Genomic DNA, 12,447 nt, shown 5'->3' with positions numbered 1-12,447 from the left:
AAACTGACAAAATTAGCGAATTTTGGTATAATATCGTGAGGTGAATTTTATGGCAAATCTAAATCGATTCAAATTTACATTCGGGAAAAAATCATTAACCTTGACAAGCGAGCATGATAACCTTTTTATGGAGGAAATCGCCAAGGTTGCGACAGAAAAATACCAAGCAATTAAAGAACAAATGCCAAATGCAGACGATGAAACAATCGCTCTTTTGTTGGCAGTTAACTGTTTGTCAACTCAACTCAGCCGTGAGATTGAATTTGACGATAAGGAGCAAGAGTTAGAAGAACTCCGTCACAAGCTTGTGACCTGCAAGCAAGAACAGAGCAAGATTGAGGATTCCTTATGATTTCACTCCTTCTTCTATTGGTCTTGGCTTGGGGATTTTATATCGGCTATCGGAGAGGCTTGCTCTTGCAGGTTTATTACCTGATTTCAGCCATGGCATCGGCTTTTATGGCTGGCCAGTTTTACAAGGGGCTTGGTGAGCAATTCCATTTATTGCTCCCTTATGCAAATCCGCAGGAAGGTCAGGGAACTTTCTTTTTCCCATCGGATCAACTCTTTCAGTTGGATAAGGTCTTTTACGCAGGTATCGGCTACTTGTTGGTTTTCGGGGTTGTCTATAGCATCGGTCGTTTGCTTGGTCTCCTCTTACACTTACTTCCTAGTAAAAAACTGGGTGGCAAGTTGTTCCAAGTTTCAGCAGGTATCTTGTCCATGTTGGTGACCTTATTTGTCTTGCAAATGGTCTTGACCATACTAGCAACCATTCCCATGGCAGCTATACAAAATCCTCTTGAAAAGAGTATCGTCGCAAAACACATCATCCAGAGCATACCAGTAACAACCAGTTGGCTCAAACAAATCTGGGTGACAAATTTAATCGGATAAAAAGGGCAGGAGTTTTCCTAGCCCTTTGTTTACAGATTGACTAGAATCTATCAGAATGTAAAAAGCTAATACTCTTCGAAAATCTCTTCAAACCACGTCAGCTTCCATCTGCAACCTCAAAACACTGTTTTGAGCAACCTGTGGCTAGCTTCCTAGTTTGCTCTTTGATTTTCATTGAGTATCATACACCTAGACATTCAAAGACAAGGAAATAAAGATGAATAAGAAAATATTAGAAATATTAGAGTTTAATAAGGTCAAGGCCTTGTTTGAACCCCATTTGTTGACCGAGCAGGGCCTAGAGCAATTGAGACAGCTGGCTCCGACTGCCAAAGCAGAAAAAATCAAACAGGCTTTTGCTGAGATGAAGGAAATGCAGGCTCTTTTTGTTGAGCAACCGCATTTTACCATTCTCGCAACCAAGGAAATCGCAGGAGTCTGCAAGCGGTTGGAGATGGGGGCGGATCTCAATATCGAGGAGTTCCTACTCTTGAAGCGCGTGCTTCTTGCCAGCCGAGAGCTTCAAAGTTTTTATGCTAATCTAGAAAATGTTAGCTTGACAGAATTAGCCCTTTGGTTTGAGAAATTACATGATTTTCCGCAATTACAAGGAAATCTCCAAGCCTTTAATGATGCAGGTTTCATTGAGAACTTTGCCAGTGAAGAATTGGCGCGCATCCGTCGAAAAATCCATGATAGCGAGAGTCAGGTACGCGATGTCTTGCAAGACTTGCTCAAGAAAAAAGCGCAGATGTTGACAGAAGGGATTGTTGCCAGCAGAAATGGCCGTCAGGTTTTACCAGTCAAAAACACCTACCGCAATAAGATTGCAGGTGTTGTTCATGATATTTCTGCTAGTGGAAATACCGTCTATATCGAACCCCGTGAGGTGGTCAAACTGAGCGAAGAAATTGCCAGTTTACGAGCAGATGAGCGCTATGAAATGCTTCGCATTCTCCAAGAAATTTCTGAACGTGTCCGCCCTCATGCGGCTGATATTGCCAATGACGCCTGGATTATCGGCCATCTGGACTTGATTCGTGCCAAGGTTTGCTTTATCCAAGAAAGGCAAGCAGTCGTTCCTCAGCTATCAGAAAATCAAGAGATTCAACTGCTCCATGTCTGCCATCCTTTGGTCAAAAATGCCGTCGCAAATGATGTCCATTTTGGTCAAGATTTAACAGCGATTGTCATTACAGGTCCTAATACAGGTGGGAAGACCATCATGCTCAAAACTCTGGGATTGACGCAGGTCATGGCCCAGTCAGGCTTGCCGATTTTAGCTGATAAGGGAAGTCGTGTTGGTATTTTTGAAGAAATTTTTGCTGATATTGGGGATGAGCAATCTATTGAGCAGAGCTTGTCTACCTTCTCTAGCCACATGACCAATATTGTGGATATTCTTGGCAAGGTCAATCAACATTCACTCTTACTCTTGGATGAGTTGGGAGCTGGTACAGACCCTCAAGAAGGAGCTGCTCTTGCCATGGCTATTCTGGAGGACCTTCGCCTACGTCAAGTCAAGACCATGGCGACGACCCACTATCCGGAACTCAAGGCCTACGGTATTGAGACAGCCTTTGTGCAAAATGCCAGCATGGAGTTTGATACTGCAACTCTTCGCCCTACCTATCGCTTTATGCAGGGTGTGCCTGGCCGAAGCAATGCCTTCGAAATTGCCAAACGTCTAGGCCTATCTGAAGTCATCGTAGGGGATGCCAGCCAGCAGGTCAATCAGGACAATGATGTCAATCGGATTATTGAGCAACTGGAAGAGCAGACGCTGGAAAGCCGTAAACGCTTGGACAATATCCGTGAGGTGGAGCAAGAAAATCTCAAGATGAACCGTGCGCTCAAAAAACTTTACAACGAACTCAATCGTGAAAAGGAAACGGAGCTTAATAAGGCGCGTGAACAGGCTACTGAGATTGTGGACATGGCCCTCAGTGAGAGTGATCAGATTCTCAAAAATCTCCATAGTAAGTCCCAGCTCAAACCCCATGAAATCATTGAAGCCAAGGCCAAGTTGAAAAAATTGGCTCCTGAAAAAGTAGATTTGTCTAAAAACAAGGTCCTTCAAAAGGCCAAGAAAAAACGAGCTCCCAAGGTGGGAGATGATATCGTGGTTCTCAGTTACGGTCAGCGTGGTACTTTGACAAGTCAGCTTAAGGACGGCCGCTGGGAAGCCCAAGTCGGTCTGATTAAGATGACCTTGGAAGAAAAAGAATTTGACCTTGTTCAAGCCCAGCAAGAAAAGCAAGTCAAGAAGAAACAGGTCAATGTTGTGAAACGGACTTCTGGTCGTGGCCCACAAGCAAGACTGGACCTTCGAGGCAAACGTTATGAAGAAGCCATGAATGAGCTAGATGCCTTTATCGACCAAGCTTTGCTTAACAATATGGCTCAAGTTGATATCATCCATGGTATCGGAACAGGTGTTATCCGTGAAGGTGTCACCAAATACCTACAAAGAAACAAGCATGTCAAGAGTTTCGGCTATGCCCCACAAAATGCTGGAGGTAGTGGTGCGACTATTGTGACTTTTAAAGGATAAGAAAAGCCTGAGGAAATACAAGATTCCTCAAGCTTTTTTTGATTTCTAGACTAGATGTCTAAAGGTTGCCCAGTGTGATTGAGTTGTGTGACAGTTGCAAAGAAGTCTTCTCTCATTCGTGTCAAAAGTTGATTTGGATAAATTTTTTCAAAGTTATCGAGACTAGCAAAAATGTGTTTTGCAAGTTCTAGTCCTCTGACGTCATCCTGTCTGAGAAAATTATTAGCTCGTTCCATGGAAAGATTAATCATTTCTATCATCTTGGTACTCAATAGAGGGAAGGCATTAATTACTTCCAGAGTCTTCACCGCTAAATTCTCAGCCTTATCATAGTAGCCATTGACAGAGTAATGCTTGATAGCAGTTCTTAAGCAGGCGATATAGTAGTCAGCAGTACGGATTGAATGGTATTCAGTCTGTTTTTTGAGAGTATCTAATAAGTGGTAGAGTCTGTAGTCTAAAAATTCGATTGAAAAGTGAGGCAGGATAGATGAAAAGATATTGACCTCAATTTTGTTCCAGTCGTCCAATTCGCTCAAATAGTTCTTGATATATTCTAGTTCTTGATAATCTTTTGGAGTCAGAAAAGAATCGCCGATGATGTTTGCGATAGCAAATTTATTGACTACACGATTGGCAATCACATAGTGTTCAGCGATCCCAGGATTTTCCATGGGTTGATTAATAAAACTAAGGATCTTTTTAAATTCACGCTTATAGGCTAAATCAGCAACCTGAGCCTGTAATTTATGAAATTCCGTTGGAAACATCTGAGTTTTGAGACTATCAAAGGTTTCTTTATCAATTCCAATATTAGATAGAATCTCTTCAAATTTTTGAATGGTTATTCGAGATTTCCCTTGCTCAAACTGACGTAAAAAATGAGGAGTCACTGTAGACCCAGCAGCTTCCTTCTGTGTAAATCCTCTCTCCTCACGGATGGCCTTATAGACTAATCCATACACACTTTCATCTTGCATCCTAAATCTCCTCAAGTCCTTTTTTCCATTCTATCATAATTCTACCAGTTTTTAAGGGAATTTTTAGAAAAAAGTAAATATAGTTACGCTTTTTCGGGGGGGGGGGGTAATTGTTCAATAAAGGTAAATATAAATACGCTTTTCGTAAATAAGGTAAATAGCATGCTATACTGTAACCGTAAACAATAAAAATTTAAAGGAGATCTTTGATGATGAAGTCAAAAACAGTTTTAGTAACAAGCCTAGCGGCTGCAACATTTGGTCTTGTCTCTCTTGTAGACACAGCAGGAGTTCTACCTTTTTCAGCACAAACGGTGCAGGCTGACACAACTCAGGCTTCTCTTGATGTAAAAGCAGAAGTGCTTGGGGATAAGCATCTTGTCTTAAAAATTAAGGCGACTCCTTTTTTGGAAGAGTCTGAAGATATCGTTCCCACGTTATTTAGTGCCGATACACATGAACAAGTTTGGGGCTATAGAGGTCCAGAATTTGGTGAAGTGAGCAAAGAGAAAGGGCTTGAGAAAGATTTTTATTATGTACCTTCTAAGCATGTAAGTGTTAATAAGTTTGAAAAGTTACCAGATGGGAAGTATTACTTTGAATTTAGCCATCAGTATCTAAGGGGTCAAAAGTTTTTAGGAAGGTCAAATCTTATTACTGTTAAAGATGGAAAATATGTAAAAGATGAAGCAAGTTTAACTACACAGCCAGCAGAGAGTTCTAAGGTAGCAGAGAGTTCTAAGCCAGTAGAGAATTCTAAACTGGTTGATAATGCACAAGCTGTAGAAAGTACAAGATCAGTTGGAAATTCTAAAACTAATCAAAGTCCAAAATCAACTTCTAATAGGGTTCAATCTGGTTGGTCAGGTTTATCCTACTACCAGAATGGCACTAAAGTCACTAGTAAGTGGATTTTCGATAAAAACTATAATTCCTACTTCTACCTAGATGCTTCAGGTAACTTTGTCCAAAATTCTTGGATAGGAAACTATTACCTTAAATCAGGTGGTTACATGGCTAAGAGTGAGTGGATTTTTGATAAGAACTATGGTGCCTACTATTATCTAACGTCTGAGGGAAGCTATTCTTACAGTACTTGGGTTGATAGTTATTATGTTAAATCAAATGGCAAGATGGCTACAAAAGAGTGGATTTTTGATAAGAACTATGATTCATACTACTACTTAACATCAGAAGGTAGCTATGCGCGTAACACATGGGTAGGTGACTATTATCTCAAGTCAAATGGTAAGATGGCAGTCAACGAACGTACCCCAGATGGTTATCAAGTGGATGAATCAGGTAAGTGGGTTAAATAAAATAAAAATAGTGAAAGGAATTAGCACAGGCTGGTTCCTTTCTCTTAGATAAGGGAGTAATATGAAAAAGTTTTTATTAGCCACAACGCTTTTACTGACACTGGTTTTGGGAGGCTGTCAGTATCTACCTTGGAACAAAAGCTCGGAAACACCATCTGCTTCAACATCAGATACATCTGTAGCGACACCAGAGATAGATTACAGCCAATATAACAAGGTTCTCGATGACTATGAAAAAGTAACCAAAGGTATCTTTCCTACAGGTATGGAGGTCAATCCTTTGGCTAGTCAAGTGAAGTCTTCTCAAGGTTTTTACACAGATGTGGTTTACCACAATACAGATTTGAATAACGACGGAGTGGATGAACTCTTGCTTGCTCTTGAAATGAAGAGTGGCGAAAAGAGTTTGCTTGATATCCGTACTTTGAAAGATGGAAAGGTGATCCGTCTGACCAATCAAGAAAATCGTTTAGACCAGATTGGTGAGAGAATGACAGTCGGTATTTTGCCAGACAATTCTCTGCTTTATCGTGGGGCTGGTACAGCAACGAGTCACATCTATGTCCACTATCAATTTAGTGAGGATGGCCAGTCCTTGGTGAAGGCCAAGGAAGCTCAAGAGTTAGCAGATCTTGGTGTCGGTTCGCCTATTTCTCTAGAAACCCTAAGTTGGAAGTCTGTTTCAGATAAGATTCCTGGAGGAGCAAGTGCAGATAAGGGGACAGCTGAGACATCATCTTCAACAAACCAACATACTTCTGGGAAAATGGATATTAACGCCATAAAAAATGGAGATTTCTCTAGTATTGAAGGAAGATGGAGTAATGGTCACGGAGGAGAAGACCTAGTCTTTAGCAAGGATGGGTTAGTGGCTCCAGAACAGTTTACAGTTAAAGTTGCAGAATCAGAAATAGTAAATGAGTTTCTACGAGCTCGCTATTCAGGTCCATCTTTTGGAGTCTTTATTCAATTCATACCAGCAGGAGTTAGAATACCTGATGAGACATCTATGGATGGAATAATATCAGACGCTTCGGATATTAGTAAAGATAGAATCATCTATCGTGCTTCATTTCCAGTACATAATAAACCAGAACAATTCTTATATCGTGTAGACTAGAAGTGAAATAGATTCATTTAATTAATAGCATTTCACGCACATGGGAATGCTCAATCTTTTTCTACAGAGTCAAATAAGATTTTTCCAGTAAGTGTCTAGAGTTTTGAGAAATGCAATAAACATATAAATGTATGTAGAGGACGAGGAAATTCGTTCTCTTTTTTCGTTGCCAAAATTAAGGAAAGGAGAAAAAATGTCAGATAATATTGAAATTGTTATGGATATTGATTCGCTAGAAATTTTCGATGTAATAGATCTTGATAAGAATGAAAATATGGTTGATTGTATCCCTGAAGGAAATTCTGATGAAAAAGTATCTGTATACGATGAACTCAATAGAGTTTGGCTTGGAGACGGTTATTATTATAAGCCCTCTAGTCTACTTTGGGAAGTTATTAAAGACGATGTTATTCATGAATTAAAGCCTAGAAATAAACATGGCAGTTATCCTTACTCCAGAAGAGCAAGAGATGAAACATGGGGACAAACTAGCCAATTGACTCAGGATGAAGCCTTATGGTTGACTCTAGAATTTAATCCAGAATTGATGGGATATGTGTAGGAAGGAGTAAAGCATGGAGACTGGAATTTGTAGACGATGTTCTTGCAACTGGGTTACACCTTGCATCAATGAAAAGTATGGTCCTTGTTGGTGGGTAGATAAAAACAGAACGCTGTGTAGCCACTGTTTTTATGGATTTAATGATGAATCTTGTCAGACAAAAGTTTATTACAGACCAGGGCATGATTGGCTAGAGAGAGATTGGGAATTTGCTTGGGAAATACTGACAAATTCAAAAAGTCATTGGGTATATGATATGGAACATGATGTGTTGTGTGTGGTTGGTTTAGGAGATCATATTGGAGCTGTTAGATTTATTGTAAGGAACTTTTATGGACTTAATCGCATTTATCGCGAGGAGATTCCTAAATGGCAAGAAATTATTGGGGATAATATGATTTTTTATAATGCAAAGGTTAATGATTCAAAACATTACGCTAGTTCCTTATCTAGAAAGTATAAACATGTGGATTGATATGGATAATAAAATTATTGAGAAGATACAAAACCTTTTAGAATTAGCTTACGATGCACCAAACGATGAAGAGGGGCAGACTGCACTTCTTATGGCTCAAAGACTTATGGTGAAGCATAATCTTTCTATGAATGATTTAACGAATAGTAAAACTCAAAAAGATATTGGTGAAACAATAGGAACATGGGAATATAGACTTCCATGGTGGCAAGAAAAGTTGGCAGGTATTTTAGGTGAAAATTTTAGATGTAAAACGATAAGAAGACGACTTCACGAAGATGGCATCACACAGATAATTTTCTTTGGATATCAATCTGATGCTGAATTTTGTAGTAAGGTTTACGAAGGTGCGCTCTTATACCTTAAATATCGACTGAAACGACTTTTCCCTACAGTCTCAAGAGCAAGATGGAAAGACTATAAGAAATCGTACTTACTAGGTTTCTTAAACGGAATAGATCAACGTTTTCAGGACCAGGCTCAATCATCAGAAGAATTTGGTTTGATGGTAAAAATCCCAGCAGAAGTTTTGGAAGAACAACGACTACGTATGGGTAAATTAGAGAGTAGAAGCCTAAAAATAGAAATTGAAGTTGATTATGAGGCTTATATTGCTGGTTTTGAACAGGCAAAAGAGACTAGGCTGCTATCAGAAGAATTACTACAAGTATGAATATAAAGTGGCTTACTTAAAGAAAGGATTACATATGAAACAACACCAAACAAACTTCTCAAGTTTGACTAGAGATGTAATGATTTTCGATTTGATGAATAGGAAAATAAATGATATATCTTAATTCTATACTTTGTTAATATCAAAAAACCTGGCATCTAACCAGGTTAAGGAGGAAACAAATGAAACCATTAGTAAAAATATTTACTAAAGTGACCATGTATACTTTTTTAGGTTACGCTTTGTTTATGATTAGGTTGGTAGGTGGAGGTCAAACTTTATTGTCCTTAATACTAATTAGTTTAACTGTAACCGCCTTAATTTATTGCTGTACGGTTATTGAATCATTTTTAAAACAAAGAAAAAAATCCAATAGGCGATAGTGAATACATAAGTGAGAGAGTTCTTAATAGATTTCTTAAAGAATGCATTAAATCCAATCAACAAAGGACTAAGAATGGTTGATAGGACCAGAATGATATAGAAAGCGGTAAGAACTATATTATAGCTAGGATAATACGATAAAAGTTCGAAAGCTTTTGGTATTAAGCTACTGAAAAAACTATTTACAGCAGTTTTCCAAGAGGATAAATCGGGATTTGTACTCATCTTATCCAATATTGATTGAAAATTAGCTGGGATTTGATTACTAACTGAGAATATTGTCGTTAGAGTACTTAGGACAGAAGGAACCATTTCAGTGATTAGTAGCTTCATGTCTTTTGATTTGAAATAAACATAGCAATTGACAACGATAAGTAGAATGATTTGAGTCATAGTAATTACTTGTTTATGTTCTTGAATAAAACCTAGAAGTAAGTTTCCTAGAGATAGTGTAATTACTAGAAAAATGATAATCCACATACCTGAATTATCTGATGAGCTACTAGGTTGAGGATCACCGTATGTTAAAAATATATTTGTTGTAATACTTTGATCGATGTATTGATTTCCATGTCCGTAATGAGTTTGGTTATTATTTTTGTTTAGCATGTCACCTCCATGACCACCTACCGAAAATTATTATAACACAATATATATGAGGAGTAGTTATGTCTAATAGGCTTAAAAATCTAAGAAAAGAAAAATTGCTAACTCAAGCTGACTTAGCAAAAGTTTTGAATACTAACCAGTCTCAATACGGGAAATATGAAAATGGAAAAACAAATCTTAGTATAGAAAATGCAAAAATTCTTGCAGGATACTTTGGAGTGTCCGTACCTTACTTACTAGGTCTTGATGATGGTTTTAGTATTGATGGAAGAAAAAAGATGACTCCATTCCAGTCACTTGCTAGAGATAGAGGGTTATCCCTGAAGGAGATAAGTGAGGCTACAGGTATAGGCTACTCTACTCTCGGAAATTACAATCAAGGGAGTAGAAGTCCAAATGCTAAAAATGCGCAAATTCTATCAGAATACTTCGGAGTGTCTATCCCATATCTACTTGGTTATGAAGAGAACTCTATGGCTAATAAACCAAACGCAACAATATCGATAGAGTTAGTTAAAGAACTTTATTCTATCAGTGAAAAAAGGGCAAAACTTCTACAGGAATACATAGAACTTGATAAAAAGGAAAGAGATACTATCAAACAGATAAAGGAAATAGTTCGATAATTTATTGATTGTCCCTTTAAAATAGAATTTCTCATTATACATTATGATATAGCTGTGAATAAATCACCATCAGCTGCTGATAAGAAAGGATAACCCAATGACAAGACAAGCGCAACAATCACGTGACCTAGTATTGAAAGAAATTATGAAGTCACAAAATATGACAAGAACGAGAGCACATTTAATTTTGAAAGAGCTAGAGGAATTTGGTTTGTTTCAGTTTTCTGATACTGGTCAGTTTTTGTTGAAAGTAGGTGTTTAGTATGAAGCGAATTTCTGCAAGCCAGATTCAATCAAGTGAAAGATTTTATAAAATACCAAAAATATTTGTTGAATCGCCACTTTATAAACCGATGAGTACAGATGCTAAATTTACATACGCTATCTTGAAAGATCGTTTTGAACTATCTCTTAGAAATAACTGGATTGATAAAAATGGAGATGTCTATCTGATTTATACAATTACTGAACTTCAAGAAATTTTAGGCTATGGTAATAAAAAAGTTATTAAACTAAAAAAAGAGCTCCAAGAATATGGCCTCTTAGAAGAGGTTCGACAAGGTTTGAATAAGCCTAATCTACTGTACTTGGGCAATATTGACTATCAAGTTCTCCCTGCTGAAGAAATTCACTCCCACCCATCGGCAACGGCGGAAATGTCAAAACGACACTTCCAAAAAAATCAAGGAAATGTTAGAACGACATGTCAAAAAATGTCGAAACGACACGCTAATGATACTGAGAATAACGAGACTGAATTATCTAACGATACTAATCGATACGAGAACGAATCTCCTTTATCTGATTTATCAATTTCTGAAGCATTTAAAATGGGGCAACATGGTTTTCTTTCTCCTCAACTAGTTCAGAAACTCAGTATGTTTGGAAAAGATGCAAAAATTCTTGAAAATAAAATCTATCAAGCAAAACGCCAAGTTGAGAAGAATTACAACAACCTCTTAGCTGATCAGGAAATTTATGGAGAGGTTTGGCTGCAAGATCTTGAGCGTGAGCTTGATAAATTGATTTTTAAAATCAAAACCGGAGAGGCTGAAGGAAAACCAATCCAGAATGTCCCAGCCTACTTCTACAAAATGATGATTCGTTTTTGGAAGATGGCTCTACTCATTGAAAAAGAACAGGGTTTCCTTGAGCTATCAGGACAAAGTGAGTATGCTAGAAAATTTCCTGAAGAGTGTCCTAGTGTGGTTGCACATTATTATCCAGACAAACTATCAGAGATTAAACTGAATCATTTTTTAGCTGAGTTGTCTAAAGACACTGTGACTTGTTAAAAGAAAGAGAGTTGATTTTATGGGATTGTTTAATCATCAAGATAGAATTAACAGAATACAAGCTGTGAAGGCTACACCTCCCCAACCAGTTCAAGAGATTGAAATGATTGTAGAGTATTTTGATAAAGCGGTAGAAAGTATTACTATCACTTCCAACTTGGAGGAACTAGTAAAATTGGTATCAAGTTCATTTGGAAAAGGAGCAAGTATGAATTTTACATCAGCGACTCCTCCGTTTTCTATCAATCCTCGATGGGTGAAGAAGATAACTTATCGGACAAAATAAAGCTATTGTATAGTATTCAACCTTGACCTAAGCAAGTCAGTAAACTACTTTTGACCTTTGAAAATTGAATACCCCCACTGTCCTGATTAGCGGAACTAAGCATAAAAAGAAGAACAAGGGCGGTGTGTAGGCTAGAAAAGGATATCTAGTGCTGTTCCACCACGTAAAAGCAGGCAAAGCCTAAGCTGAAGGAGTTTGCGGTTTCTAGACTTAAAACCGTGTGTAAAAAATACAGCAGGTATGTACGTCATACCTCGGCATGGCTGTAAATCAGCCTTGATTCAGTAAGGAGGAGATAAGATGAATCAATCAAAATTAGTTACAGAGGTCACTTTAGCTGACCTTAGACGCTTAGGAAATCAAGGAAATGCAACCGCAAGACTTGATAATGGCGATGAAATCAAATTAACCAGCAGATATGGTTTGGTACCTAAAAAAGGATATCTAGCAGGTAAACTAGAAACAGTTTGGATGATTGTAGAATATTCAAAAATTTATAAAGAGATTCGTACCATCAAACGAGGTGATGTTTTAGTGGCTAGACGCATTAAACAAGGAAATACTAATCGTTTACTGCTGACTGGTAAAGGATATCATCGTCCAACGAAGCATTAAACAGATAGAGCCTCATCTATCTGTTTCATCAAGGAGAGGAAATCTGAACGGT

14 protein-coding genes are annotated in these 12,447 nt (G+C 38.0%); 12 read left to right on the top strand and 2 right to left on the bottom strand.

Features of this window, described 5'->3' with window-relative positions; translation table 11 throughout:
* Positions 1-49 precede the first annotated feature (49 nt).
* From zapA to SK629_RS08825, 3 genes are all read left to right on the top strand, one after another.
* Positions 50-352 carry a cell division protein ZapA gene (gene zapA / locus SK629_RS08835; protein WP_042901505.1) on the top strand — a complete coding sequence of 101 codons (303 nt, stop codon included), beginning with the start codon at positions 50-52 and terminating at the stop codon, positions 350-352.
* A complete protein-coding gene (locus tag SK629_RS08830) occupies positions 349-897 on the top strand; it encodes a CvpA family protein (protein WP_042901503.1) in 549 nt (182 codons plus the stop codon). Before zapA ends, SK629_RS08830 begins: the two co-directional genes overlap by 4 nt.
* Positions 898-1,114: 217 nt before the next feature.
* Entirely contained in the window at positions 1,115-3,451 is a 2,337-nt protein-coding gene (locus SK629_RS08825) for an endonuclease MutS2 (protein ID WP_042901502.1), read from the top strand.
* A 50-nt stretch (positions 3,452-3,501) separates the two neighbouring features.
* Here the strand turns inward: SK629_RS08825 and SK629_RS08820 are convergent, their stop codons facing one another.
* Positions 3,502-4,431: a helix-turn-helix domain-containing protein gene (locus SK629_RS08820; protein ID WP_042901501.1), complete on the bottom strand. Its 930-nt coding sequence runs from the start codon at positions 4,429-4,431 to the stop codon at positions 3,502-3,504.
* Between the two features lie 209 nt (positions 4,432-4,640).
* Here SK629_RS08820 and SK629_RS11690 point away from each other — a divergent pair, with 209 nt between their 5' ends.
* The 5 genes from SK629_RS11690 (at position 4,641) to SK629_RS08795 (ending at position 8,580) form a co-directional block, all read left to right on the top strand.
* Positions 4,641-5,750 carry an endo-beta-N-acetylglucosaminidase gene (locus tag SK629_RS11690; protein WP_419991776.1) on the top strand — a complete coding sequence of 370 codons (1,110 nt, stop codon included), beginning with the start codon at positions 4,641-4,643 and terminating at the stop codon, positions 5,748-5,750.
* A gap of 61 nt (positions 5,751-5,811) precedes the next feature.
* Positions 5,812-6,870: a DUF6287 domain-containing protein gene (locus SK629_RS08810; protein WP_042901500.1), complete on the top strand. Its 1,059-nt coding sequence runs from the start codon at positions 5,812-5,814 to the stop codon at positions 6,868-6,870.
* A 193-nt stretch (positions 6,871-7,063) separates the two neighbouring features.
* Positions 7,064-7,432 carry a hypothetical protein gene (locus SK629_RS08805; protein WP_042901499.1) on the top strand — a complete coding sequence of 123 codons (369 nt, stop codon included), beginning with the start codon at positions 7,064-7,066 and terminating at the stop codon, positions 7,430-7,432.
* A 13-nt stretch (positions 7,433-7,445) separates the two neighbouring features.
* Complete coding sequence (locus SK629_RS08800; protein WP_042901498.1) at positions 7,446-7,907, top strand: hypothetical protein; 462 nt, start codon at positions 7,446-7,448, stop codon at positions 7,905-7,907.
* A gap of 1 nt (position 7,908) precedes the next feature.
* On the top strand, positions 7,909-8,580 hold the full coding sequence (locus SK629_RS08795; protein ID WP_042901610.1) for a DUF2786 domain-containing protein: 672 nt from the start codon (positions 7,909-7,911) through the stop codon (positions 8,578-8,580).
* A gap of 336 nt (positions 8,581-8,916) precedes the next feature.
* Here SK629_RS08795 and SK629_RS08790 read toward each other — a convergent pair whose 3' ends face one another.
* Positions 8,917-9,573, bottom strand: a complete 657-nt coding sequence (locus tag SK629_RS08790; protein WP_042901497.1) for a hypothetical protein — start codon at positions 9,571-9,573, stop codon at positions 8,917-8,919.
* A 59-nt stretch (positions 9,574-9,632) separates the two neighbouring features.
* Here SK629_RS08790 and SK629_RS08785 point away from each other — a divergent pair, with 59 nt between their 5' ends.
* The 4 genes from SK629_RS08785 (at position 9,633) to SK629_RS08770 (ending at position 12,395) form a co-directional block, all read left to right on the top strand.
* Entirely contained in the window at positions 9,633-10,199 is a 567-nt protein-coding gene (locus SK629_RS08785) for a helix-turn-helix domain-containing protein (RefSeq protein WP_042901496.1), read from the top strand.
* Positions 10,200-10,462: 263 nt separating this feature from the next.
* Positions 10,463-11,494: a replication initiator protein A gene (locus SK629_RS08780; RefSeq protein ID WP_042901495.1), complete on the top strand. Its 1,032-nt coding sequence runs from the start codon at positions 10,463-10,465 to the stop codon at positions 11,492-11,494.
* A gap of 19 nt (positions 11,495-11,513) precedes the next feature.
* Positions 11,514-11,780, top strand: a complete 267-nt coding sequence (locus SK629_RS08775) for a hypothetical protein (protein ID WP_042901494.1) — start codon at positions 11,514-11,516, stop codon at positions 11,778-11,780.
* A gap of 300 nt (positions 11,781-12,080) precedes the next feature.
* A complete protein-coding gene (locus tag SK629_RS08770) occupies positions 12,081-12,395 on the top strand; it encodes a hypothetical protein (protein WP_016397551.1) in 315 nt (104 codons plus the stop codon).
* The last annotated feature ends 52 nt before the right edge of the window (positions 12,396-12,447 follow it).

Origin of the sequence: Streptococcus mitis, from assembly GCF_000722695.1 — a bacterium.
GTDB lineage: Bacteria > Bacillota > Bacilli > Lactobacillales > Streptococcaceae > Streptococcus > Streptococcus mitis_O.
The sequence above is the reverse complement of the archived record's forward strand: the minus strand, read 5'-3'. Positions and strand labels throughout refer to the sequence as shown.